Raw genomic sequence first — 25,009 nt, forward strand, 5'->3', positions numbered from 1 at the left:
GTTACAGTGGAGGCATGGGTTCGCACCAGCACTACTTCTTTCTCTGATTCCGGGCACGGACGCCTCGTCCGTGGCGCGCATGGTCGCGCCGCGTTGATCTCGTGTGCCGTCCGCCTCGCCCGTTGAGTCCGAACCCTCACCTCTTCTTGTCAGGGAAAGATCATGCGCGAACGCGCCCAGTTGTCCATGAAGGACGTCTCGAAGTCCTATGGGGACCGCTCAGTCCTCGATCAAGTGACCCTCACCGCCCGGCCCGGCGAACGCGCCGGAGTCATCGGTGAGAACGGCTCCGGCAAGTCCACCCTGCTCCGTCTGATCGCGGGAGTGGAACCCGCCGACACCGGTGAGATCACCGTCCATGCGCCGGGAGGCGTCGGCCATCTCGCCCAGACCATCGCCGAGACCTTTGGGCTCGGCCCCGATCACACCGTCGATGACACGATCGATGCGGCCCTGGTCGAGCTCCGGTCGATCGAGCGTCGGCTGCGACAGGTCGAGCAGACCCTTGCCGACGCCGACGCAGACGCAGACGCAGATACAGGCGCAGGCACAGACACAGGTGCAGGCACAGGCACGGGTGCAGACACAGGTGCAGACACAGGTGCAGAAGCACTCGCCGTCTATGGAGACCTCCTGACCGCCTTCGAGGAACGCGGCGGCTACACGATGGACGCCCGGGTGGACGCCTCGCTGCACGGGCTCGGCCTGTCCGGACTCTCTCGGCAGCGCCGCCTCGGCACGCTCTCCGGCGGACAGCAGTCCCGCCTCGCCCTGGCGTGCGTCCTCGCCGCCTCCCCCGAATTGCTCCTCCTCGACGAACCGACCAATCACCTGGACGAGCAGGCCGCGACCTGGCTCGAAGAACGGCTACGCGCCCACCGCGGCACGGTGGTCACGGTCACCCATGACCGGGACTTCCTCGATCGCATCGCCACCACCATCCTGGAAGTCGACCGGGACACCCGTGCCGTGTCCCGGTACGGGGACGGCTGGCAGGGCTACCGCACCGCCAAGGCGGCCACGCGCCGGCGCTGGGAGCAGCGTCACCAGGAGTGGTTGGAGGATGTGGCGCGCACACAGGAGTTGGTCGCTGCCGCGGGGCAGCGGCTCGCTTCGAGCGGCAAGGACCCGCGGGAGGGTTTCGGCAAGCACCGCCGATCCCATGAGGACAAACTCTCCGGGCAGGTCAGGGCGGCGCGTCAACATCTGGAACGGCTGCGGAGGGAGCCGGTGCAGGCGCCGCCGGAACCCTTGCGCTTTCGGGCCCGGCCCACCTCGGCGGCCGGTGGCGGACTACTGGTCGAACTGGCGGACGTGAGCGTCGGTCGACGGCTGCGCCTTGCCGGGCTGCGGGTGGAGTCCGGAGGCCGATTGTTGGTCACCGGCCCCAACGGCGCCGGGAAGACGACCCTGCTGGGTGTCCTCGCGGGAGAACTGCGCCCCGATTCCGGAACGGTGACGCATCGAACGGGAGCCGCGGTGGGCTACCTCCGTCAGGAGTTGCCCGCACGGCCGTCCCGACTTCCGTTGCTGACCGCCTATGCGGCGGGCCGACCCGGGCTGCCCGAGGAGTACGCGGACGAACTGCTGGACGTCGGCCTCTTCCACGAGGCGGACTTCGCCGTCCCGGTGGCCGCGCTCTCCGTCGGTCAGCAGCGGCGGCTGGAGTTGGCCCGGCTGCTCGCCGCACCGGTGGACCTCCTCGTACTCGACGAACCGACGAACCACATGGCGCTGAGTCTGGTGGAGGAGCTTGAGGCGTCGTTGGCCGACTACGCCGGTGCGGTGGTGGTGGTCTCGCACGACCGCAGGTTCCGAAGGGGGTTCGAGGGGGAGCGTCTGGAGCTGAGGGCGGGCGCCAGCGTGTCGGACCGGACGACGTACGCCTCGATCTAGCGACAGGCGGCCGTCGCCCCGCGCCCGGGTCGGACAGGGGCTGCGGGGTGACGGTCCGTCGTCCCCGACGGCCGCTGCCATGGCTCGATGTCTCGGTGGGGGGATGGAGCACGATGTGGCGCATGAGCTCCTCGCTTCGCTGTGCGGAGGCCGACGGCCGCCGAACCGGCATTCGCCCGACAGTAGGGTTTGTGGCGTGGGGTTCAGTGAACAGGCAACAGCGATCAGACCGGCAGCGACCACCGTCGAGCGGGACGCACCACCCGAGTGGCGCGTCCCGCTCCTGGTGACGGGGGTGATCCTGCCGTTCTACGTGGTCTGGGCACTGTGGCTGGCCACGGGCGGTGGGGATCTGGCGGCTCAGTTCGCCTGGACGGGCTTTGTGGAGCGGCACCCGTGGTCCGCGTACAACCTGTCCTGGTACGGGGGGATGCACACCGCGAACTACAGCCTCCTCGCCCCTCCGTTGATGGCGGCCTTCGGTGTCCCGGCGGTGTCCGTCGGTTCGGGGCTCGTCGGTACCTGGGCGTTGGCCCGTCTCCTCCAGCAGGCGAAGGTGCCGGCCCCCCTGTGGCCGGCGCTGCTCGGCGCGGTGGCGATCTGGTGCAACGTGGCGTCCGGGCGCACGACGTTCGCCCTGGGGCTGGCGATCGGGATGCTCGCGCTGGTGTGGATGCGACGGACACTGCTCGCCGCGCTGTTCGCCGCGCTCGCGACCATGGCGAGCCCGGTCGCCGGGCTGTTCCTCCTGGTGGTGGGCGCGGCCCTGGCGCTGGAGCGGCACTGGCGGCGGGCTGCCGCCCTCCTGGTGCCACCGACCGTGGTGGTGGGCGCGGTCACCCTGCTCTTCCCCTTCGCGGGGGAGATGCCGATGCCTTCGGGAAAACTGTGGCTGCCGCTCCTGGTCTGCGCGATCGTGGTCCTCACCGCGCCGGACGAATGGCGCACCGTGCGGTACGGGGCGGGCATCTACGCCCTCGGTGTGGTGCTGACGTTCTTCATACCGTCGCCGATCGGAACCAACGTGGAGCGCTTGGCCGGTCTCGCCGGGCCGCCCGTGCTGCTGGCCGCGGTACTGGCACACGGTGGTTTCAGCCGCCTTCTGCGTTCGGCCGGCGGCGGGGTCACGGGTGCGCTCCGCGCGGCGCTCGTCGTCGTACTCGCCGTCAACACGTTCTGGGTGCTGGAGAAGACGAAGGACGACCTGGTCGTCTCGGTGGACGTGCCGTCCTGGGCCGAGAACACGGAGGGCGTCGTCAGCGCCTTGACCCGACTGGGCGCGGATCGGACCCGGGTGGAGGTCGTCCCGGCCCGCAATCACCGGGAGGCCGATGTCCTCGCCGAGCACGTGAACATGGCGCGGGGGTGGAACCGTCAACTCGACGTGGAGCGCGGGCGGCTCTTCTACGACGGCTCGCTGAGCACATCGACCTACCGCCAGTGGTTGGACCAGCGAGGGGTCGGCCTGGTGGTGGTGCCGCACGGTCAGATCGACGGGCCGGCCGAGGGCGAGGCCGAGATCGTCAACAGTGCGCCGTCGTGGCTGGAACGGGCCTGGGGCGACAACGACTGGACGGTCTACCAGGTGCGGGACGCCGTACCGCTGGTGTCGTCGCCCGGTACGGCCGTACGCAGTGATGCGGCCGAACTCGTGGTGCGGATGCCGTCGGCGGGGTCGGTGACGGTACGGGTCGCGTACTCGCCCTGGCTCCGGGTGGAGGGTGCGTGTCTGCGTCCGGAGGGCGAATGGACACGGCTGACGGTGGAGCGCGGCGGGGAGTACCGGATGGGCTCCCGCTACGGGTTGACGCGCCAGGCTGAGTGCTGAGAGCGGATCGCGGAAGGCGGTTCAGCAAGGAGCGGCGGCGACAACCCCGGGTGGGGTGTCGCCGCCGCTCGTGCCGTGCTGTGGGGCTCATCGGCCGGCCCCTGGCGGTCGGTCAGACCTTGGAGCCCGCCTTCCAGTCCGCCCAGTTCATGTTCCAGCCGTTCAGGCCGTTGTCCGGCTTGATCGTCTTGTCCTTCGAATTCTTGACGATCACGACATCACCGATGATCGAGTTGTCGTAGAACCAGGCGCCGGGCTGCTTGGAGTCGTTCGCACCCTTGGCGTCGTTGAGGCCGACGCAGCCGTGGCTGGTGTTGCTCCGACCGAAGATCCCGTCGTCGCCCCAGTAGTTGCCGTGGATGAAGGTGCCCGACGTGGAGAGCCGCATGGCGTGCGGAACGTCCTTGATGTCGTACTCGCCCTTGCCGTCGTCATCGGTGAAGCCGACCGTGGCACCGTTCATCCGGGTCTCCTTGAACTTCTCGGAGATCACCATCTGACCGTTGTACGTGGGGGTGCTCGGCGCTCCCGCGGAGATCGGGATCTCGCGGATGGTCTTGCCGTCCTGGGTCACCGTCATCATCTTGGACTTGGCGTCGACGGTGGAGACCTGGTTGCGGCCGATCTTGAAAGTGACCGTCTTCTGCTGGACACCGACGACACCGGGCGCGCCCTCGACGCCGTCCAGGGCGAGCTTGAGGGTGACCGTCGAGTCCTCCTGCCAGTACTGGTCCGGCCGGAAGTCGATGCGCTGAGAGTTGAACCAGTGGCCGACGACTTCCTGTCCACTGCTGGAGGAGACGGTGATCCCCTCCTGGACGGCCTTCTGGTTGACGATCGGCTTGTTGAAGTTGATGGAGACGGGGTGGCCGACTCCGACCGTGGAACCGTCCTCCGGCGTGAAGTTGCCGATGAAGCTGTTGTTCGGGGACACGGTGGTGAAGGAGGTGTTCTCGTGGGCGGTGAGCCCGGCGGAGTCCTTCGCGGTGACAGCGATCTTGTAGCTGGTGGACCTCTCAAGCTGTCCGTCCGGGGCCCAGCTCTTGCCGTCGGCGGCGAGCGTGCCCTTGACCGTCTGTCCGGCCTCGGACGTCATGGTGACCTCGGTGAGCGTGCCTTCCGCGACGGTGACCTTGGCGGCGTTGTTGATGCTCGCGTTGGTCGCACCGTTCTTCGGGAGAATCGCTATTCGCGCCTTGGAGGTCTCCTTGGCCGCCGCCTCGTCGACCTGTGCCTGGGACTTCTTGGAGCCGTCGGAGCTGTCCCCGCCCTTGTCTCCGCCGTCACTGCTGCAGGCGGACAGCACCAGCACCCCGCTCAGCACCGCTGACACGGCCACAAGACCCTTGCGCCGCCTGCTGTCCGTCATCACACGCTTCTCCATCGTCCCGTTTTCCCCTGACCGAACTACTGAGTTCAACACCCATTTCGGGCTACCCGGTTCCTACTCCCCCACAGATGTGGGGAACGCCACTCGCCGGATGCCTACACGGCCGCCTTCTTGGTGTATCACCATCTTCCCTGGTGGGGTCCCGGCATTCACGGGTGGGTCTTGCGAGCTCCCGGCTTTCCTCCGAACCGCTGCTTTCACTAGCATCAGCGCATCCGGCCAACTCCAGTACGTCTCAAGGGAGATCGTGTCCGTGTCCGTCGCACGCCGACCGCTTCTGACCGCCGCAACCGCAGGAGCCCTTCTCTGTGCGCTGTGGTTCGTTCCGTCAGCGAACGCCACAGCAGACCAGGACGGGACGGGGAACCAGCGAACCACAGCAGGGGTGACCGGCGAGGAGCTGAGACTTGCCGACACCGGTAGCCCCGACACCACTCCGTATTTGATCGGCGGCACGGCTTTCCTCGGCATCGGCGTGGGCTTCGTGACCTACGCCGTGCGCCAGCGTGCGTCCCTGGTGACCTGAGGGTCCTTCGGGTCTGTACCCGGCTGGGACCGGGCAGTACCGAACGACGGTTCCAGCAGGGCCGCGAGGACCGCTCGCCGCCTGTCCCCTCCGTGTCGAAGGGCCGTCCCCGCAAAGCCTGTGGGGACGGCCCTTCGCCCTGCGGCGCCGGAGCGAGGGTTCGAGGCAGGGGCCAAGCTCCAGGTCAGAGGCAGGACCCGGGCCAGAACAGCCGGCTGGAGGAGAACGGTCGGCCGGTTCGGGCAGGGCCCGGTCCGGTGCAGGGCCCGGTCCGGTGCAGGGCCTCGTCCAGCGCAGGGCCCGGCTCAAACCAGGGCCCGGCTCAGACCAGGGGCCCGGTGACCTCTTCCACGGCCGAGACGAGCATTCCCTCCCGTACGAACGCCTCCGCTGCGGCCAGATCGGGCGCGAGGAACCGGTCCGGGCCTGGGCCCTCGACACCGGCCTTGCGCAGTGCGGCGATGGCGGCGACGGAGGCGGGGGCCGGGGTGAGACCGTGGCGCAGTTCGATGGCCCGGGTCGCGGCGTACAGCTCCACGGCGATGATCTTCCCGAGCGCATCGACGGCGGTCCGCAGTTTGCGTGCCGCGGACCACCCCATCGATACATGGTCCTCCTGCATCGCGGATGACGGGATCGAATCGACGGAAGCGGGTACCGCGAGCCTCTTCATCTCGCTGACCAGCGCGGCCTGGGTGTACTGGGCGATCATCAGGCCGGAGTCGACGCCCGCGTCGTCCGCGAGGAAGGGCGGAAGGCCGTGGTTGCGGTTCTTGTCGAGCAGCCGGTCGGTGCGGCGTTCGGCGATCGAGCCGAGGTCAGCGGCGGCGATGGCGAGGAAGTCGAGGACGTAGGCGACCGGTGCGCCATGGAAGTTGCCGTTGGACTCGACCCGTCCGCCGCCTTCGTCGTCGAGGAGGACGACGGGGTTGTCGACGGCCGCGGCCAACTCGCGCTCGGCGACCAGTCGGGCGTACGCGACGGTGTCCCGTCCCGCACCGGCGACCTGGGGTGCGCAGCGTACGGAGTAGGCGTCCTGGACCCGAGGGGCTTCGTCCTGCTGGAAGTGGCCGGTGAGACCGGACCCCTGGAGGACTGCGGCCATCTGTGCGGCCGAGACGCTCTGACCGGGGTGGGGGCGGATCGCATGGAGTTCGGGTGCGAGGACCTTGGCGGTGCCGAGGAGCGCTTCCAGGGAGAACGCGGCGGTGATGTCCGCCGAGGTGTAGAGGCGTTGGAGGTCGGCGATCGCCATGATCAGCATGCCGAGCATGCCGTCGGTGCCGTTCAGGAGGGCGAGCCCCTCCTTCTCCCGCAGTTCGACGGGGGTGATGCCGTGCGCGGCGAGGAGTTCGGCCGCGGGTCGCACCTGTCCGTCGGGGCCCTCCGCTTCGCCTTCGCCCATGAGGGTGAGGGCGCAGTGGGACAGGGGGGCGAGGTCTCCGGAGCAGCCCAGGGAGCCGTACTCGTGGACGAGGGGGGTGATCCCGGCGTTGAGGAGTTCCGCCATGGTCAGCGCGGTTTCGGGGCGCACTCCGGTGTGTCCCGAACAGAGGGTCTTCAGCCGGAGGAACATCAGGGCGCGGACGACCTCGCGCTCGACGCGGGGGCCCATGCCTGCGGCGTGGGAGCGGACGATGTTGCGCTGGAGGCGGGCGCGCAGGTCGGGGCCGATGTGCCGGGTGGCGAGGGCACCGAAGCCGGTGGAAACGCCGTAGACGGGCTCGGGTTTGGCGGCGAGTGCGTCCACGATCGTGCGGGAGGCGGCGAGGGCGGCGAGGGCATCGGCGGAGATCTCGACGCGGGCGTCGGCGCGGGCGACGGCGATGACCTCATCGGCGGTGGTACCTGAGGTTCCCACCACGACGTTGTGCATATCCATATTCAGCAGCGTACGGATTGCATTGGACTATGTCACCAGGGATGGAGGACCCATCCTGTGGACGTGCCGTACGGAACGAACCCCTCGGCCGGGTGGGCATCGGCGGCTCATGGCTCGCTCCAGGGCTCGGCCACGTCCTCCGGTGCGACACCGCGGAAGCGGCGGCGTTCCTGCTGGTGCTGCGGCCGGGGCGGGGTGTCGGCGAGTTGGAGCACCGTTCCGTCGCGGCCCGCGACCACCGGCTTGGCGGAGCGTGCGGCCTTGGCCCGGTACTGGGCTGCGTCAGCGAGCCGGAAGAGCCTGCGGGCGCTGCGTACCTGGCCGATGGGGTCGCCCGTCGACGCGACACCGCAGGCCACGCCGTCGCCGAGTTCCATCTCCGCGGCCCGTACGCACAGTTCGTCGGCGACCCGGACGACCTCGTCCGACGTCGGCCCGACCGAGACAAGACAGAACTCGTCCCCGCCGAGCCGGGCCACGAGCGCACCCGGAAGCATCGCCCCGCACAGGGAGAGCACGGAACCGAACCGCTCCAGCAGACGGTCCCCGACCGCATGGCCATGGGTGTCGTTGACCTGTTTGAGTCCATTGAGGTCGCACACGACCAGGCTGACCACGGAACCGTCATCCCGGTGGCGTTCCAGCGCCTCATCGAGCCGGGCGTCCACCGCGCGGCGGTTGGCCAGCCCGGTCAGGGGGTCGGTGAAGGCCAGCCTGCGGACCTCTTCGAGGCGTTCCGTCTGCGCGATGCCCGAGGCGATCACCGAGGCGAGGACGGTGGCGAAGTCGGCGTCCTCCCGGCCGAAGACGGGGGCGCCGAGCGGCCGGGCGACGTACAACTCGCCCCAGGCACGACCGTGCAGCACGATCGGGGCGACGACGCAGCAGCCGCGCCGGCGTCGACGGAGTGCGGCCACCCGGGCTTGGGGTCCGGTGGGTCCGGGCGGAAGCGACGGATGACGATAGCCGCGGGAGAGGGGCGGTCGGTCGGCGGTGGACTGCTGGACGGGTCCGGACGACGGCGCGGACTCCTCCCGCGGAGGGAGGCCCCCGGGAGCGAAGGGGTCCGCGGACAGGGCGTGCCCGGGCCAGAGCGCGCCGGAGACGGAGTCCTCAGCCCGGGAGTCCTCAGCCCGGGAGTCCCCCGCCTGGGAATCCTCAGCCCGGGAGTCCCCCGCCTGGGAATCCTCACCGGTCGATGGGGCGCCTGCACCCCGAGCGTCCTGCACGTCGGATGCGTCGGATGCGTCGGATGCCTTGTGTGCATCGCTGGTGTCCTGCGTGGCGAAGGCGCGGCCAGGGCGATCCGATTCACTCCTGCCCCGCCCCCCGGGCGATGGACCAGGCGCCCGGCCCTGCGCTCCCGAGGCCGGCGGGTGCGCATCGGTCGCGTCCGCGGCCTCGGGAGCGCCCGTAGCGCCTTCGTCCCTGCCGACCCGGCCGGGCTCCCATTCCTCCCCCGGCTCGGGCAGCAACGGGCCGTCCGCCGACTCCACCCAGGCGTCCGGCTCCCCGCCGCCCGCCCAACGCTCGTGCAGGAACTCCGTGATCTCCGGGAAGCGGTTCACCGGATACGTCTCCGATTCGGGGAACTCCTCCTCGTCGGGCACCCGCTCCCCCGCGTTCACCAGTACCCTCAGCCGCCCCCGCTCGCGCTCCCACACCGAGAGCGCCGCGAAGGAGCCGGCCAGCGCCGAGCACGCGCCCAGTGCCGCCGCCCGCCAGGACTCACGCGGAGTGTGCGCGGCTGCCATCGCCTGCGCCAGCGCCACCACGGCCCGCAACTGCCGATCCTCAGCCATCACCCCAGCTTAGGGACGATTGGCTGGATTTGATCGGTTGGAATGAGTCGCGGTTCTGCTGGTCACTCAAAGTCACTGACCGGGCCAGTCAGGCTTCCGCTTCTCGTTGAACGCCGCAACACCCTCGGCCCGGTCCCCCGAGAAGGCGACGGAGCGCCAGGCGGCGTCCTCCACCTCAAGTCCCGCACGCAGGTCGAGCCCGTGCCCCAGCCGCATCGCCCGCTTGGCGGCCCGCAGCCCCACCGGCGAGTTCTGGGCGATCCGCGCCGCGAGTTCCCGTGCCCCCGTCCGGGCGTCCGCCGCCAGTTGATCGACGAGCCCGAGGCCCAGCGCCTCCTGAGCCTCGACCCTACGAGCGGTGAAGACCAACTCGGCGGCACGGGCCGCACCGACCCGGCGCGGGAGCAGCTGCGTCCCACCGCCACCGGGGATCACCCCGACGGAGACCTCGGGCAGTCCGACCACCGTCGTGTCGTCGCCGACGATCAGATCGCAGGACAGGGCCAACTCGAAGCCGCCGCCGAGGGCGAATCCGTGCACGGCCGCGACGGTGGGCATGGGCAGCTCCAGCACACCGGTGTAGGCGGCCCGGGCGGTGGGCCGCTGTCGTACCAGTTCGGCATCGGTGAAGGAGTTGCGCTCCTTGAGGTCCGCGCCGACGCAGAAGGCCCGGTCGTGGGAGGAGCTGACGACCGTGACGCGTACGGCGGGGTCGGCGGCGAGCGCGGCGCAGGCCGCGGCGATGGAGCGGGCCATGGCCGTGGAGACCGCGTTCATCGCCGCGGGGCGGTCGAGGACCAGTTCGGCGACGTGGCCGCTCTGACGGGTGACGACGAAGTCACCGAAGCGCTGCTCGGCATCGGACATGGAGGCCCTCCCGGTTAACGTTGGTTCACCGGATCATAGGGGCAGCCCGAATTCCGACCCATGGAAGGCCCGGAAGACCCCGAAAGGCACCGAAGTCCCTGGCATATCCAAGAAGGGCAGAAAGCCCGAGCTGGTGCCAGGAAAGCAGGAAAGACGGAAGAGACGGCCCGGGTCGACGCCCGGCGCCCGACGACTACGCTCAGCGGCGGCGGGTCAGCAGCCAGGGCTCGACCACACCGAGCCCGCGCACCGGACGCTGCCACATCGGCTGGAGTGCGAACCGGTACGAGGGCGGCACCTCGCCGTCCTTCTCGGCCGCAGCCGCTTCCTCGGCCGCCGCGGCCTCCGATGCCGGAGCGTCCCCGGTGCGAATCAGCCCCTCGGCGAACGCCCCGTCCACGAGAACGGCGTCCTTCGGCGCTATCGACGTCAGTCGGCTCGCCAGGTTCACCGTCGTCCCGAAGACGTCGCCCATCCGCGTGGTGACCGTCCCGAAGGCGATCCCCACCCGTAGCGCCGGCATCGTCTCGTCCTGGGTCATGGCGTCGATCAGCCGAAGCGCTATCTCGGACGCGGTCCGGGCGTCGTCGGCCGCGAAGAGCACCTCGTCGCCGAGGGTCTTGATCAGCCGTCCACCGTGCGCGGCCACCAGATCGGCCGCCGTGGTCTCGAACGCCTCGACCAGCTCGCCCAGTTCCTCTTCCTCCAGCCGCCGGGTGAGCCGGGTGAAGCCCACCAGGTCGGCGAAGCCCACAGCGAGCCGGCGGTCGACCATCTCCTCGTCGTCAGCGGCCTGGACGACCCGCCCGGTGGCTGCCGCGAGCTGCCGCCGCCAGACGTACACGAGAAACTCTTCGAGCTCCGGAAGAAGCAGTTCCACCAGTGGATAGGTGACTTCAGTGCGCGTCATGCCCGGCTCGGGCGGCTCGGTCAGCCCCTCCAGGAAGGAGTCGATCTGCCACTCGGCGAGCCGGGCCGTCGTCTGTCCGGTCGAGCGGGCCACCTGGATCGCCATGGGCTCGCTCAGCAGCCCGGCCTCCACCAGGCCCGCGAGCCGGCGCAGCGCCAGCACGTCCGCCTCGGTGAGCGCCTTGGCCTGCCCGATGTCCGCGAAGCCCATGGCCCGCCAGAACCGCGAGGCCAGTTCCATGGAGACGCCCGCGGTGCGGGCCGCCTGGAACGGCGTATAGCGGCGGTCCGCGCCCAGGATCAGCTGTTCCAGCCGGATGGCCAAGGGGTCGTCGGTGGGCTCGGCGGTGTGGTCGACCGCGTGGTGCGGGGTCGGATGAGCGGCCCCGGAGCCCGTGGCACCGCGGGAGCCGCCGGACCCGTCCGGCGCGTCCGCGCCGGAAGTGGTGTCGTCGACGGTCACCACCCGCCTCCTGCCCGTTCCCTGCGCGCTGCCCTGCCGGTCTGTCGCTCGATCGCCTCAACGATACGGCAGGTGTGCCCTGGCTCACGTGCCAGTCGCCGTACCCGTTCACCCGGGAGCACGGAAGATCAGCCGGCCGGTCTCAGATGCACGATGTCACCGGCACCGATCGGGTGCCGTTCCCCGTCGGGCAGGGCGAGCACCAGCCGCCCGTCGCCGTCGAGCGCCACGGCCTCACCGGTGAGGGAACGCCCTCCGGGCAGCTCGGCCCGGACGGTGCGGCCCAGTGTCGCGCAGCCGGCGGCGTAAGCCTCCTGGAGTTGGGAGAGCCGGGGGTCACCGTCCGTCGCGCGCCACTGTCCGTACCAGTGCTCCAGGGAGCGCAGGATCGCCCGCAGCAGGGGGTCGCGGTCGGTGGAGACGGCGTTCGCGAGGGCGAGGGACGCGGCCGTCGGCACGGGGAGCTCATCGGCGCGCAGGGTGACGTTGATGCCAATGCCGATCACGATGGCGCCGTCTCCGGCACGCTCGGCGAGGATGCCGCCGACCTTGCGTTCTTCGCCGTCGACGGTCACGAGCAGGTCATTGGGCCATTTGAGCGACATGTCGATGCCCGCGGACCGGCTCAGCCCGGTCGCGGCGGCGACTCCGGCGAGCAGCGGCAGCCACCCCCAGCGCTCCACCGGGATCTCGGCGGGTGGCCGCAGCAGTACGGAGAGGAAGATTCCCGAGCGCGGGGGTGCGGTCCACACCCGGTCGAGCCGCCCTCGCCCGGCGGTCTGTTCCTCCGCGACGAGCACCGCGCCCTCGCCCGGCAGCGAGGCGGCCCTGCGGACCAGTTCGGTGTTGGTGGAACCGATCGAGGGCAGCAGCTCGAAGGAGGTCCACAGGCCCTCGGGCTGGATCAGGGCACGGCGCAGCGCGGCTGCGTTAAGAGGGGGTCTGTCCAGGTCGGACCAGGGGCTGAAGTGCGCATTCCGGGGCGTCATGCAAGACAGGTTAGGTGTGGTAAACACCGCACTGCCGAACGGTATCCACGCGGATACGCTACGAAACAGAGCCAGGGAGTTCCGCCAAAGGCCGCCCGCAGGCGGTTGACCAGCCAGGGAGCCGCATCCCGATGTCCGAGCCGGCACAGATCGACATCCACACCACCGCGGGAAAGATCGCGGACCTTCAGCGCCGTACGGAAGAGGCCACGCACGCCGGGTCCGCACGCGCGGTGGAGAAGCAGCACGCGAAGGGCAAACTGACGGCCCGTGAGCGGATCGGTCTGCTGCTGGACGAGGATTCGTTCGTGGAGTTCGACGAGTTGGCCCGGCACCGCTCGACGAACTTCGGTCTGGACGCGACCCGCCCCTACGGGGACGGCGTGGTCACCGGCTACGGCACGGTGGACGGTCGCCCGGTCGCCGTGTTCTCGCAGGACTTCACCGTCTTCGGCGGTGCGCTGGGCGAGGTGTACGGGCAGAAGATCATCAAGGTGATGGACTTCGCGCTGAAGACGGGCTGCCCGATGATCGGGATCAATGACTCAGGCGGCGCCCGCATCCAGGAGGGTGTGAGCGCGCTCGGCATGTACGGCGAGATCTTCCGCCGCAACACCCACGCCTCGGGTGTGATCCCGCAGATCTCGCTGGTCGTGGGTCCGTGTGCGGGCGGCGCCGTCTACTCTCCGGCGATCACCGACTTCACAGTGATGGTCGACCAGACCTCGCACATGTTCATCACGGGCCCGGACGTCATCAAGACGGTCACCGGCGAGGACGTCGGCTTCGAGGCACTCGGCGGTGCACGTACGCACAACACGACATCGGGCGTGGCGCACCACATGGCGGGGGACGAGAAGGACGCCATCGAGTACGTGAAGTCGCTGCTGTCCTATCTACCGTCGAACAATCTGTCCGAGCCGCCCGCCTTCCCGGAGGAAGCGGATCTGTCGGTGAGCGGCGAGGACCGCGAACTGGACACCCTGATCCCGGACAGCGCCAATCAGCCGTACGACATGCACACGGTGATCGAGCACGTACTGGACGAGGGTGAGTTCCTGGAGACGCAGGCGCTGTTCGCTCCGAACATCCTGACCGGCTTCGGCCGGGTCGAGGGCTTCCCGGTGGGTGTGGTCGCCAACCAGCCGATGCAGTTCGCGGGCTGTCTGGACATCAATGCCTCCGAGAAGGCCGCGCGTTTCGTCCGTACCTGCGATGCGTTCAACATCCCCGTGCTCACCTTCGTGGATGTCCCAGGCTTCCTGCCCGGCGTGGACCAGGAGTACGGCGGCATCATCCGCCGCGGCGCCAAACTGATCTACGCCTACGCCGAGGCGACCGTGCCGCTGATCACGGTCATCACCCGCAAGGCGTTCGGCGGGGCGTACGACGTGATGGGCTCCAAGCACCTGGGGGCGGACATCAACCTCGCCTGGCCCACCGCGCAGATCGCGGTGATGGGCGCCCAGGGCGCGGTGAACATCCTGCACCGGCGCACGATCGCAGCGGTGGACGACGCGGACGAGGCGGAGGCCACCCGGGCGCGGCTGATCCAGGAGTACGAGGACGCCCTGCTCAACCCGTACACGGCGGCGGAACGAGGCTATGTCGATGCGGTGGTCATGCCGTCGGACACACGGGCCCAGGTGGTCCGTGGTCTGCGACAGCTGCGGACCAAGCGCGAGAGCCTGCCGCCGAAGAAGCACGGCAACATCCCGCTCTAGGCCCATGGGGCTCCAGGCCGTCAGAAAGGGCGAGACCATGATCAAGGTCATTCGGGGCAATCCCACGCCGGAGGAGTTGGCCGCCGCACTGGCGGTGGTTCAGGCACGGGCGGCGGCATCGACGTCCGCCGCCGCGGATACCGCGTTGCCGCCCGAGCAGTGGGCCGACCCGGCACGGATCGCCCGTGGCGGCAGGCCGCTACCGGGCCCGCGGGCCTGGGCTCGGACGTACTGGCCGGTGTGAGCGGCAAGCACCAACCCCCGGGCGCCGTTGGGTACCGGCGCCCGGGGGTTGGCGCCGTCGTGCCGCGGCCACCGGCACGTCCCGGCCTGCCCGGACAGCTGCCCCGACCAGAGCCGAGGCGAGGGGTGACCTCGCGCGGGGGACGAGAATCCTGGGAATCCCCTGTTCCATGCCACGCCACGCCCCTGCACAGGTGGATCGGCGGCACAAGGATTCCAGGCGAGAACATCTGGTTATCACGCGATGACCGGGCTCGATGATCTGGTCTCGGGCACGGTCGCGATTGAGTACCGGTACTCAGGCGCCCGGCCGCGTCACGACCGCAGGATCGAAGACATGCTGTGGTCGGACCCCCAGAACGAACCGCCCGAGGAACTGCGCGAGACACAGGCGATGATGCGCCGCGTCGGCGTGGTGCTTGCCCTGGCCATGGTGCTCGCCATGTTCGTGGTGGGCCTGCACTGACCACCGCCTACGATGGCGACATGACCGCCCCCACCCCCCGCCTGCGCCTGATCCTCGCTTCCGCGTCGCCCGCCCGTCTCGGCCTGTTGCGGACCGCCGGTTTCGCCCCCGAGGTGATCGTCAGCGGTGTCGACGAGGACGCTCTGAGCGCTCCGACCCCCGCCGAACTCGCCCTGGTCCTCGCCGAGGCGAAGGCCGCGGTCGTCGCCGCGCTGCCCGAGGCCGCCGGCGCCCTCGTCGTCGGCTGTGACTCGGTGCTCGAACTCGACGGTGAGGCCCTGGGCAAGCCCTGCGACGCCGAAGAAGCCACCGCGCGGTGGAAGTCGATGCGCGGACGCTCGGGCGTGTTGCGTACGGGGCACTGCGTCACCGACACGGTGACAGGCCGCATAGCGTCCGCGACGGCGTCCACGACGGTCCGCTTCGGCGAGCCGTCGGACGCCGAGATCGCGGCGTACGTCGCCAGCGGTGAACCCCTCCATGTGGCGGGGGCGTTCACCCTGGACGGGCGCTCCGCGCCGTTCATCGACTCGATCGACGGCGATCACGGCAATGTGATCGGTCTTTCCCTGCCGCTGCTGCGCACCCTGCTCGCCGAACTGGACCACTCGATCACCGACCTGTGGACCTGAGGGGCCGGCCCCGACCTTGACCTTGCTCCCGGCCTGGACATACAGCCCGGACATACCGCGCGGACGGGACAGCACGGCCGTGCGCACGGCGCCCTGACGACGGCATTCCGCCGCCCTGAGCCCTGAGCCCTGAGCGGCAACGTCCGCGGGAGGTGCGCGGCCCGGTGATTTCCTACGCCGGCGCGACCCCGCTGCTCGGCAGTGCCCCGTCTGCGGGGGTGCGCGCCTGCGGCTGCCGCCTCCCGTAGGACACGAGCACCCAGACCAACAGCGCGAGCACCGCCATGAGCAGCACGAACGCGGACCAGCCCACGAGTCCCACGGCGAGCGCGCCGAGCACACCGTGCACCACGGCGGCGCAGACCAACAGGGCGTGGGCGAACCCGCCGGGCGCCCGGTCACGCACGCCCAGCCGGAGGGCCACCAGTGCGCACGCCCCCAGCAAGACGCCGAGGGCAAGCCCTGCCGCCCAGGTCGCGGTGACCATCACATCGGGGGCCAAGCCGTCCAGGGACATGTTCTGACCCTCGACGACGACGGCGAGGACCCCGTGGATCGCCACCGCCCCGACGGCCTCCACCAGCAGCACTCCCGCGGTCACCATGGCCGCCGTTCGACGCCCCATGCCGCCCACCCCCTCGTTACCGTCGGTACATACGGCGAATGCCCGCACGTTACTAACGGGTAGAAGCGGAGACAAGGCTTTGCGCAAGGGCCGAACACGCTCGGTCACACCGCAAAGAATCATTCGCCCATTCGTAGGGACTCCACAAAGAAACCCATTCTTCGGCTGGCCCCTCGAACAGAGACCTCTACCACATATCGGGGCTACTGTTCGGAGAGGAAACCCGCCGCACCACGGTTCGACAAGGGGTTTCCTGCTGTCCGTGCGTCTTGGATAACGCTCTGTGTGGGCAAGCTCACCCTTGTGGACGGGTCGAAAGGCCGTGTCGGCAGTCCCTAAACTCAGCGTGATCCGGGAAGCCATCGAAGTCATCGGCACGGTGACCTTTCGAGCGCCCTGGCTCGGGTGTGTCCGACCAGGGTCCCCGGGGCCGCCCCCCGGGAAAAACACTGCAAGGAGGGAGCCATCGTGCGCAAGGTGCTCATCGCCAATCGAGGCGAAATCGCTGTCCGTGTCGCCCGTGCCTGCCGGGACGCCGGGATCGCAAGCGTAGCCGTCTACGCGGACCCGGACCGGGACGCCCTGCACGTCCGCGCGGCCGACGAGGCATTCGCACTGGGTGGTGACACACCGGCCGCGAGCTATCTCGACATGGCCAAGGTGCTACAGGCCGCGAAGGACTCCGGCGCGGACGCCATTCACCCCGGATACGGATTCCTTTCGGAGAACGCCGAATTCGCGCAGGCCGTCCTGGACGCCGGTCTCATCTGGATCGGCCCGCCGCCGTCGGCCATCCGCGACCTCGGCGACAAGGTCGCCGCCCGTCATATCGCGCAGCGCGCCGGCGCCCCTCTGGTGGCTGGAACCCCCGACCCGGTCTCGGGGGCCGATGAGGTCGTGGCGTTCGCCCAGGAGCACGGGCTGCCCATCGCGATCAAGGCCGCGTTCGGCGGTGGCGGTCGTGGCCTCAAGGTGGCCCGCACCCTGGAAGAGGTGCCCGAGCTCTACGACTCGGCCGTCCGCGAGGCGGTCGCCGCCTTCGGTCGCGGCGAGTGCTTCGTCGAGCGCTACCTCGACAAGCCGCGCCACGTCGAGACCCAGTGCCTGGCCGACAGCCACGGCAATGTCGTGGTCGTCTCGACCCGTGACTGCTCGCTCCAGCGCCGCCACCAGAAGTTGGTCGAGGAGGCGCCCGCGCCCTTCCTCAGCGAGGAGCAGAACGCCCAGCTGTACTCCGCGTCCAAGGCCATCCTCAAGGAGGCCGGCTATGTGGGCGCCGGCACGGTGGAGTTCCTCGTGGGGGTCGACGGCACGATCTCCTTCCTCGAAGTGAACACCCGCCTCCAGGTCGAGCACCCCGTCACCGAAGAGGTCACCGGCATCGACCTCGTACGCGAGATGTTCCGGATCGCCGACGGCGAGGCACTCGGCTACGACGACCCGCAGCTGCGCGGCCATTCCTTCGAGTTCCGCATCAACGGCGAGGACCCGGGCCGCAACTTCCTGCCCGCCCCCGGTACGGTCACCGTCTTCGACCCGCCGAGCGGCCCCGGTGTCCGGCTGGACGCGGGTGTGGAGTCGGGCAGTGTGATCGGCCCCGCGTGGGACTCGCTGCTCGCCAAGCTGGTCATCACGGGCGCCACCCGGGAGCAGGCACTCCAGCGCGCAGCCCGCGCGCTGGCCGAGTTCAATGTCGAGGGCATGGCCACCGCCATCCCCTTCCACCGTGCGGTCGTCGCCGACCCGGCGTTCACCAGTGACCCGTTCCGGGTGCACACCCGGTGGATCGAGACCGAGTTCGTCAACGAGATCCCCGCCTTCGCAGCGGCCACCGACGCGGACACCGAGGACGAGACGGGCCGGGAGACGGTCGTCGTCGAGGTCGGCGGCAAGCGGCTTGAGGTCTCGCTGCCCGCGTCGCTGGGGATGACCCTGGCCCGCACCGGCCTCGCCGCCGGCGCCCGGCCCAAGCGACGGGCGGCGAAGAAGTCCTCGTCCGCGGCCTCGGGTGACACCCTCGCCTCTCCGATGCAGGGCACCATCGTGAAGGTGGCCGTCGAGGAGGGCCAGGAGGTCAACGAGGGCGATCTGATCGTCGTCCTGGAGGCCATGAAGATGGAGCAGCCCCTGAACGCGCACCGCGCGGGCACGGTCAAGGGACTGAGTGCCGAGGTCGGCGCGTCCATCTCGTCCGGCGCCGTCATCTGCGAGATCAAGGACTGACACCGGCACCTCATCCGGCGCCGATCATCACCGTGTGACGACGAGCCCGCCCGAAGCCGAACGGCATCGGGCGGGCTCTGTCAACTGCCCCAGCAGCGGGCACGACCGATGGCATCCTTAGGTGCTGGGGCTGACCCGGGGAGGGTGGTAATCGGATGGCGACTGATACGGCGGCGGGCGGGGCACGGACGGGTGATGACCCGGCGCGCCCGCACACCGAACCGTGGAGTGGGGAGTGCTCCCCGCTGACCGGGTCGGCCGCGAGCCCGAGCGCCATCCGGGAGGGTGCGACCGCCGGTGCCGTGCGGCCCATGCGCGCCGATGCCCGGCGCAACTACGAACGGCTGCTCGTCGAGGCCCGTACGGTCTTCTCCGAACACGGCACGGACGCCGCGCTGGAGGAGATCGCCCGCCGGTCGGGGGTCGGCATCGGCACCCTCTACCGCCACTTCCCCAACCGCCAGGCGATCATGAACGCCGTCTTCCAGGAGGCGAAGACCGCCCTGCTGGAGCGCTCGCGGGAGTTGGCCCACGCCGAGCAGCCGTGCGGCGCCCTGATCGAGTGGCTGCGCGCCCTGATCTCCCATGCGAGCGAGTACCGGGGACTGGCGGCGGCCCTGATGTCGGCCTCCCGCGATGACAGCCTCGCCCTGTCCCAGTGCTGTGTCCCGCTGGCGGAGGCGGGGAACACCCTGCTCGCTCGGGCACGTGAGCGCGGGGCCGTGCGCTTGGACGTCTCCATCGACGATCTGATGCAGTTGACGAACGCGATCGCTCTCGCGGCCGAGCAGGCCCCCGACGATCCCGAACTGCCGGACCGTCTGCTGCTGCTCACCCTGCACGGACTACGGGACGACCAGCGGTCCTACGCATCAGCGACCGCGTCGACCCGCTAGCGGTCCACGCCATCGGCCCCGTCCACCGAGGGTGGCGGGGCCGATGCATGGGGAGCGACAGGTGACAGGCTGCGGTGGACCGGCGCCTCAGCGTCGGCGCAGGTCGGCCACCCGGGCCCGGCGCTCGATCCCGCCGGACCCCGTGCCCGGCTCCAGCCCGCCCGCGGCACTGAGCCGCGTCGGCCCGGGACCCGCGCCACCGCGCGTACGACGCTGACCGGGCAGCGGCACCTCACGGCGGGACCGTCCCGGAGCCGTTTCGGCGTCGGATCCGGGGTCACCCGAGCCGGCGATGGCGATCTGTACCCCCTGGTCGGCGAGGGCCTGGAGTTCCGTCGCCGCACGGTCGTCGTGGGGCGGCGGCTCATCCGTGACCAATCGGGTGATCACATCGGTGGGCACCGTCTGGAACATCGTGTCGGCGCCGAGTTTGGTGTGGTCGGCGAGGACCACCACCTCGGCAGCGGCCTGCACCAGTGCACGATCGACACTGGCGGAGAGCATGTTGGAGGTGGAGAGTCCCCGCTCTGCGGTGAGCCCGCTCCCGGAGAGGAAGGCACGCGACACCCTCAGACCCTGGAGGGACTGTTCCGCGCCGCTGCCCACCAGCGCGTAGTTGGAGCCCCGCAGGGTGCCACCGGTCATCACGACCTCGACGCGATTGGCATGGGCCAATGCCTGCGCGACCAGCAGGGAGTTGGTGACGACGGTCAGGCCCGGAATGCGAGCCAGCCTGCGGGCCAGCTCCTGAGTGGTCGTGCCTGCCCCGACGACGATGGCCTCGCCCTCCTCGACGAGGCTCGCGGCGAGATCGGCGATGGCCGTCTTCTCCGCGGTGGCGGACAGTGATTTCTGCGGGAACCCGGACTCCCTGGTGAAACCGCCCGGTAGCACCGCACCGCCGTGCCGGCGGTCGAGGAGTCCCTCTGCCTCCAGTGCCCGCACGTCGCGTCGTACGGTCACTTCGGAGGTCTGGACGACGCGGGCGAGCTCACGGAGCGATACGGCTCCGTTGGCGCGCACCATTTCTAGGATCAGTTGGCGACGTTCTGCAGCGAACACGAAACTGACAGTAACCTGCGCGGCCGATAGTTTTCAGCAGTATGCGCCGAATAACAAGTATTGCGCTCAGCAAGGGCGGTCAAGTGGTATACGCAAGCGCATAGTTGATCATCCGTCGAGGCATGTGCCCGGGGTTCGGTGGATTTCGCCCCCCCGGGCGCTCGTACCTCAGCCCTCGCCTGCGGATTTACGGGTGTGCAACTGCCGTGCCACCTCGGCGATCGACCCCGACAGGGACGGATAGACGGTGAAGGCGTTTGCGATCTGTTCCACCGTCAAGTTGTTGTCGACCGCGATCGAGATGGGGTGGATCAGCTCACTGGCACGGGGGGCGACCACACAGCCGCCCACCACGATCCCGGTGCCCGGGCGGGCGAAGATCTTGACGAAGCCGTCCCGGATCCCCTGCATCTTGGCGCGAGGGTTGCGCAGCAGGGGCAGTTTCACCACCCGGGCGTCGATCCGGCCGGCGTCCACGTCCGCCTGGGTGTAACCGACGGTCGCGATCTCCGGATCGGTAAACACATTCGAAGAGACCGTCTTGAGGTTGAGCGGAGTCACCGCGTCACCCAGGAAGTGGTACATCGCGATCCGGCCCTGCATCGCGGCGACGGAGGCGAGGGCGAAGATCCCGGTGACGTCGCCGGCCGCGTACACGCCGGGCGCGCTGGTGCGGGAGACCCGGTCCGTCCAGATGTGGCCCGACTCCTTGAGCCGCACGCCCGCGTCCTCCAGACCCATGCCCGCGGTGTTGGGGATCGCGCCGACGGCCATCAGACAGTGGCTGCCCGAGATGACCCGGCCGTCGGAGAGGGTGACCTCCACCCGGTCACCGACCCGCTTGGCGGATTCGGCTCGGGAGCGGGCCATGACGTTCATGCCACGACGGCGGAAAACGTCCTCCAGGACCGCGGCGGCGTCCGGGTCCTCGCCGGGGAGCACCCGGTCCCGGGAGGAGACGAGGGTGACCCGCGAACCGAGCGCCTGGTACGCACCGGCGAACTCGGCACCGGTGACACCGGAGCCGACCACGATCAGTTCCTCGGGCAGTTCATCCAGGTCGTAGACCTGGGTCCAGTTGAGGATGCGCTCACCGTCGGGGAGTGCGTCCGGGATCTCCCGGGGATGGCCACCGGTCGCGATCAGCACGGCGTCGGCGGTCAGGGTCTCCTCGCTGCCGTCCGCGGCCCGGACGACGACCTTGCGGGAGCCGTCCATGGCCTGCTGGCCCTCCAGCCGGCCCCGGCCGCGCAGCACCCTGGCACCCGCACGGGTGACCGACGCGGTGATGTCGTGCGACTGGGCGAGAGCGAGCCGCTTCACCCGTCGGTTCACCTTGCCGAGATCGACGCCGACCACGCGCGCCGCCTGCTCCATCGGCGGGGTGTCGTCGGCGACGATGATGCCCAGTTCCTCGTACGAGGAGTCGAAGGTGGTCATCACCTCGGCCGTGGCGATGAGGGTCTTGGACGGTACACAGTCGGTCAGCACGGAGGCGCCACCGAGCCCGTCGCAATCGACGACGGTCACCTCCGCGCCTAGTTGGGCGCCCACCAGGGCCGCCTCGTATCCGCCGGGTCCGCCGCCGATGATCACGATCCGGGTCACTGGGGTTACGCCTCGCGCTCTCGTTGTGCCGGGTGGGGGGAGTTCCCGCTGGGCTGGAGTACGTACACCATTGTCCCGCACGCATCAACCATCGCGCCCCCGGGGCCCACATTCGGACCAGTGGCCTTCGCCACGTCGGGAAAGGCGTTCACCGCCACCCCTCCCGTACCCTCAATCTCATGTCGCTCTACGCCGCGTACGCCGGCAACCTCGACGCGCGGCTCATGACCCGCCGCGCACCGCACTCACCGCTGCGCGGCACGGGCTGGCTCAACGGCTGGCGGTTGACGTTCGGCGGCGAGCAGATGGGCTGGGAAGGCGCGCTGGCCACCATCGTGGAAGCGCCGCGCTCGCAGGTCTTCGTCGCGCTGTACGACATCGCCCCGATGGACGAGGACTCGATGGATCGTTGGGAGGGTGTCGGAATGGACATCTACCGGCGGATGCGCCTGCGGGTGCACACGCTGGACGGCGAGGAACCGGCCTGGGTGTACGTGCTCAACGGCTACGAGGGCGGGCTGCCGTCCGCCCGCTATCTGGGCGAGATCGCGGATGCCGCCGACTCGGCCGGGGCGCCCCACGACTATGTGATGGAGTTGCGCAAGCGCCCGTGTTGAGGGCGGGCGAGGGGCCGTGGCGAATGCGGCGGGAGCCGCTCGCGAACCGCGGGACAGCGCCCCCGGCCGGGTTTGCGGACCTTCGCGTCCGGCAAGCGGACCGTCCTCCTTCGTTCTGTGGCCCACCGTCTCGAAGGTGGCGCCGACACCACGGTCGGGCCCACCTTCGAGCCGGTGGGCCCGTCATGGGCGAGCCCGAAGCGATGTGCCCGTGCCCAGGGCCGCTGCAGGGATTCACTCAGTGATGGAACCGGTGAGTTGACGGGGAATCACCCGGGCGACCGGCCATCGGCCACCACCACGCCCGGAGCATGACCGGAAAAGGCCGGGGCACCCACCCGCGCGACGCCGATGCCATGCGCCGCCACTTCGGCGCCCCGACGACCCGGGCGTCCGGCGCCCGGCGTCCGGCGCCCGGCGCCCGGGGGCCTCGTCACACCGAGGGCAAGGGCTCAGCCACCCCGCACCGAGTGCGGCGGCGCTGGATCACCCACGAGGGCCACGCCCCGGTCTGCGCCCGCCCCACCAGCGCCGACGGGACCGTGGCCGACGCGATGACCGCGCCGGCCCCTTCGACCGGCGGTCGACATCGGCGGCCGAACGCCAAGGATCGTCAGGCGACGGGGCCGGCGCCTTGCGCTCGGTCTGCGCCCGGATCTCGTAGTGCGATTCATGTGCGGTCACCCGAAACGCCTCGTCGTACGAAGCGAGGGCCGCGCTGATGGCCGTACCCGCCGCACCCCGTCGGCGCACGATCGACGCCAGCCAGGTGAAGAAGCCCATGACCACGGCGAGGGCGCCTGCGATCACCAACAGGGAAACGGCCTCTCCCATCACGTCCCACCTCCGTCGGACGGCTCTCGACGGTACTCGGCCGAGTGTCGTCGGCTTCCCGATCGCAGCGCGACCTCCGCCGACTCCCCTCCCCCACCCCGGGCAGGCCGGATGTGGATGCGCACCACTCCCGTCTCCAGGTCCACCCGCACGGGCTGGGGCTCGTCCGCCGGTCACACACTCTTGCGCACCCGCTCCTGCTCCATGCCCCGCACGACCGCCCGCGCCGCGGGGTCGCCCTCCTGGAGGAAATCGACCCCCAGAGCGGACAAGCCCTTGCGACGGCGCCAGTAGATCCAGCCCCTGGCTTCCATCCCCAAGAGGGCCCTGTCCACCAGGAACAGGGCGGTGATCACGCCGAGGGCTCCCCCGGCCACCTGCCACGCCACGCTCATGGCGGACGAACGCGCGGCCGGTTGCCTGCGTTCCTCGGATGGGGGCAATCGGGCCAACGTCCACCGAGGTCGGGCCGCCCCGCCGAGGCCCGATCGGTCCCCGGCCATCCGCCCGCCCGACGCCGCTCGCCGGAAACGACAACACAACGATCCGGGAGGCGATGGCCACAACATCTACGCGCGTAGGGAATCTCCGGCTACCCTCATTCGCGTGAACGCAACTGTGAAGCCGGATACCAACGGCGCTACCGCCTCTCCTCTCGACATGGCCGATGCCGCCGCCGCGCGACTGCGCGAGCTGACCGGCGCCGAGACCCACGACGTCGCCCTGGTGATGGGCTCCGGCTGGGCACCCGCCGTGGACGCCCTCGGTTCGCCCGAGGCCGAGTTCCCGGTCACCGAGCTGCCCGGCTTCCCGCCACCCGCCGTCCAGGGCCACGGCGGCAAGATCCGCTCGTACCGCATCGGCGCCAAGCGGGTGCTGGTCTTCCTCGGCCGTACGCACTTCTACGAGGGCCGTGGCGTCGCCGCGGTCGCGCACGGTGTGCGCACGGCGGTGTCCGCCGGCTGCAAGACCGTGGTGCTGACCAACGGCTGCGGCGGTCTGCGCGCGGGCATGAGCCCCGGTCAGCCCGTGCTGATCAGCGACCACATCAACCTCACGGCGGCCTCGCCGATCGTGGGCGCGAACTTCGTGGACCTGACCGACGTGTACTCGCCGCGGCTGCGCGCGCTGTGCAAGGAGATCGACTCCTCGCTGGAGGAGGGGGTCTACGTACAGTTCACCGGACCGCACTACGAGACGCCCGCCGAGATCAACATGGTCCGTGTGATGGGCGGCGACCTGGTGGGCATGTCCACCGTGCTGGAGGCCATCGCGGCCCGCGAGGCGGGCGCCGAGGTGCTCGGGATCTCCCTGGTCACCAATCTGGCAGCGGGTCTGTCCGGTGAGCCGTTGAACCACGAAGAGGTGCTCCAGGCCGGCAGGGACTCCGCGGCCCGCATGGGTGAGCTGCTGACCCGGGTGCTCGACCGCATCTAGTGCGGCCCCAGGACGGGCCGTGGCAGTCCCGCCCCAGGACTCCGCACCCCACGCGTGGGACGGCACCGAGCCGGGTAGCAGGAACCGGGT

General features: G+C 70.1%; 21 protein-coding genes and 1 pseudogene. 11 read left to right on the forward strand and 11 right to left on the reverse strand.

The genetic code is table 11. From position 1 onward, the window contains the following. Positions 1-162 precede the first annotated feature (162 nt). Both abc-f and ACFXJL_RS03655 read left to right on the forward strand, forming a co-directional pair. Positions 163-1,896 (forward strand): ribosomal protection-like ABC-F family protein, encoded by a 1,734-nt coding sequence (gene abc-f, locus ACFXJL_RS03650; RefSeq protein WP_384688859.1) that lies wholly within the window; start codon positions 163-165, stop codon positions 1,894-1,896. A gap of 196 nt (positions 1,897-2,092) precedes the next feature. After that, a complete protein-coding gene (locus ACFXJL_RS03655; protein WP_384688862.1) occupies positions 2,093-3,724 on the forward strand; it encodes a hypothetical protein in 1,632 nt (543 codons plus the stop codon). A gap of 112 nt (positions 3,725-3,836) precedes the next feature. Here ACFXJL_RS03655 and ACFXJL_RS03660 read toward each other — a convergent pair whose 3' ends face one another. Next, positions 3,837-5,108 carry an Ig-like domain-containing protein gene (locus ACFXJL_RS03660; RefSeq protein WP_384631577.1) on the reverse strand — a complete coding sequence of 424 codons (1,272 nt, stop codon included), beginning with the start codon at positions 5,106-5,108 and terminating at the stop codon, positions 3,837-3,839. Between the two features lie 259 nt (positions 5,109-5,367). Between ACFXJL_RS03660 and ACFXJL_RS03665 the strand changes: the two genes are divergently transcribed. Next, positions 5,368-5,640 carry a hypothetical protein gene (locus ACFXJL_RS03665; protein WP_329022692.1) on the forward strand — a complete coding sequence of 91 codons (273 nt, stop codon included), beginning with the start codon at positions 5,368-5,370 and terminating at the stop codon, positions 5,638-5,640. Between the two features lie 322 nt (positions 5,641-5,962). On the opposite strand, the gene hutH is transcribed toward ACFXJL_RS03665, so the two are convergent. From hutH to ACFXJL_RS03690, 5 genes and pseudogenes are all read right to left on the reverse strand, one after another. Next, a complete protein-coding gene (gene hutH / locus ACFXJL_RS03670) occupies positions 5,963-7,516 on the reverse strand; it encodes a histidine ammonia-lyase (RefSeq protein ID WP_358876526.1) in 1,554 nt (517 codons plus the stop codon). A gap of 113 nt (positions 7,517-7,629) precedes the next feature. Further along, positions 7,630-8,448, reverse strand: a pseudogene (locus ACFXJL_RS03675) (diguanylate cyclase domain-containing protein); the annotation flags it as partial. A 948-nt stretch (positions 8,449-9,396) separates the two neighbouring features. Next, a complete protein-coding gene (locus ACFXJL_RS03680; RefSeq protein ID WP_384631579.1) occupies positions 9,397-10,191 on the reverse strand; it encodes an enoyl-CoA hydratase/isomerase family protein in 795 nt (264 codons plus the stop codon). Between the two features lie 199 nt (positions 10,192-10,390). Then, positions 10,391-11,563: an adenylate/guanylate cyclase domain-containing protein gene (locus tag ACFXJL_RS03685; protein WP_329022688.1), complete on the reverse strand. Its 1,173-nt coding sequence runs from the start codon at positions 11,561-11,563 to the stop codon at positions 10,391-10,393. 128 nt (positions 11,564-11,691) lie between these two features. Then, a complete protein-coding gene (locus tag ACFXJL_RS03690) occupies positions 11,692-12,552 on the reverse strand; it encodes a biotin--[acetyl-CoA-carboxylase] ligase (protein WP_358876332.1) in 861 nt (286 codons plus the stop codon). A 131-nt stretch (positions 12,553-12,683) separates the two neighbouring features. Between ACFXJL_RS03690 and ACFXJL_RS03695 the strand changes: the two genes are divergently transcribed. The 4 genes from ACFXJL_RS03695 to ACFXJL_RS03710 all read left to right on the forward strand — a co-directional run bounded on the left by ACFXJL_RS03695 (position 12,684) and on the right by ACFXJL_RS03710 (position 15,617). Next, the gene (locus ACFXJL_RS03695) at positions 12,684-14,276 is read left to right on the forward strand and encodes an acyl-CoA carboxylase subunit beta (RefSeq protein ID WP_329022685.1); all 1,593 of its coding nucleotides are present in this window, start codon (positions 12,684-12,686) and stop codon (positions 14,274-14,276) included. 37 nt (positions 14,277-14,313) lie between these two features. Further along, entirely contained in the window at positions 14,314-14,520 is a 207-nt protein-coding gene (locus ACFXJL_RS03700; RefSeq protein ID WP_329022683.1) for an acyl-CoA carboxylase epsilon subunit, read from the forward strand. Positions 14,521-14,856: 336 nt separating this feature from the next. Continuing rightward, the gene (gene mmpB / locus ACFXJL_RS03705; protein ID WP_383535877.1) at positions 14,857-14,985 is read left to right on the forward strand and encodes a morphogenic membrane protein MmpB; all 129 of its coding nucleotides are present in this window, start codon (positions 14,857-14,859) and stop codon (positions 14,983-14,985) included. A gap of 20 nt (positions 14,986-15,005) precedes the next feature. Beyond that, positions 15,006-15,617 carry a Maf family protein gene (locus ACFXJL_RS03710; RefSeq protein ID WP_384688868.1) on the forward strand — a complete coding sequence of 204 codons (612 nt, stop codon included), beginning with the start codon at positions 15,006-15,008 and terminating at the stop codon, positions 15,615-15,617. A 172-nt stretch (positions 15,618-15,789) separates the two neighbouring features. Here ACFXJL_RS03710 and ACFXJL_RS03715 read toward each other — a convergent pair whose 3' ends face one another. After that, complete coding sequence (locus ACFXJL_RS03715; RefSeq protein WP_384688871.1) at positions 15,790-16,242, reverse strand: hypothetical protein; 453 nt, start codon at positions 16,240-16,242, stop codon at positions 15,790-15,792. A gap of 468 nt (positions 16,243-16,710) precedes the next feature. Here ACFXJL_RS03715 and ACFXJL_RS03720 point away from each other — a divergent pair, with 468 nt between their 5' ends. Beyond that, positions 16,711-18,465: a biotin carboxylase N-terminal domain-containing protein gene (locus ACFXJL_RS03720; protein ID WP_384631584.1), complete on the forward strand. Its 1,755-nt coding sequence runs from the start codon at positions 16,711-16,713 to the stop codon at positions 18,463-18,465. A 311-nt stretch (positions 18,466-18,776) separates the two neighbouring features. Further along, on the forward strand, positions 18,777-19,361 hold the full coding sequence (locus tag ACFXJL_RS03725; RefSeq protein ID WP_384631913.1) for a TetR/AcrR family transcriptional regulator: 585 nt from the start codon (positions 18,777-18,779) through the stop codon (positions 19,359-19,361). Between the two features lie 87 nt (positions 19,362-19,448). Here ACFXJL_RS03725 and ACFXJL_RS03730 read toward each other — a convergent pair whose 3' ends face one another. After that, entirely contained in the window at positions 19,449-20,387 is a 939-nt protein-coding gene (locus ACFXJL_RS03730) for a DeoR/GlpR family DNA-binding transcription regulator (RefSeq protein WP_384631915.1), read from the reverse strand. A gap of 204 nt (positions 20,388-20,591) precedes the next feature. After that, positions 20,592-22,031, reverse strand: a complete 1,440-nt coding sequence (locus ACFXJL_RS03735) for an NAD(P)H-quinone dehydrogenase (protein WP_358876337.1) — start codon at positions 22,029-22,031, stop codon at positions 20,592-20,594. A gap of 179 nt (positions 22,032-22,210) precedes the next feature. Here ACFXJL_RS03735 and ACFXJL_RS03740 point away from each other — a divergent pair, with 179 nt between their 5' ends. Beyond that, positions 22,211-22,648, forward strand: coding sequence for a gamma-glutamylcyclotransferase (locus tag ACFXJL_RS03740; protein WP_329022672.1), 438 nt, complete (start codon positions 22,211-22,213; stop codon positions 22,646-22,648). Positions 22,649-23,134: 486 nt separating this feature from the next. Here ACFXJL_RS03740 and ACFXJL_RS03745 read toward each other — a convergent pair whose 3' ends face one another. Beyond that, positions 23,135-23,482 carry a hypothetical protein gene (locus tag ACFXJL_RS03745; RefSeq protein WP_384688874.1) on the reverse strand — a complete coding sequence of 116 codons (348 nt, stop codon included), beginning with the start codon at positions 23,480-23,482 and terminating at the stop codon, positions 23,135-23,137. Positions 23,483-23,655: 173 nt separating this feature from the next. Next, positions 23,656-23,925 (reverse strand): hypothetical protein, encoded by a 270-nt coding sequence (locus ACFXJL_RS03750; RefSeq protein WP_384688877.1) that lies wholly within the window; start codon positions 23,923-23,925, stop codon positions 23,656-23,658. Between the two features lie 217 nt (positions 23,926-24,142). Here ACFXJL_RS03750 and ACFXJL_RS03755 point away from each other — a divergent pair, with 217 nt between their 5' ends. Then, on the forward strand, positions 24,143-24,919 hold the full coding sequence (locus tag ACFXJL_RS03755; protein WP_358876528.1) for a purine-nucleoside phosphorylase: 777 nt from the start codon (positions 24,143-24,145) through the stop codon (positions 24,917-24,919). Positions 24,920-25,009: the final 90 nt, after the last annotated feature.

This window comes from Streptomyces sp. NPDC059256, assembly GCF_042753785.1.
Lineage (GTDB): Bacteria > Actinomycetota > Actinomycetes > Streptomycetales > Streptomycetaceae > Streptomyces.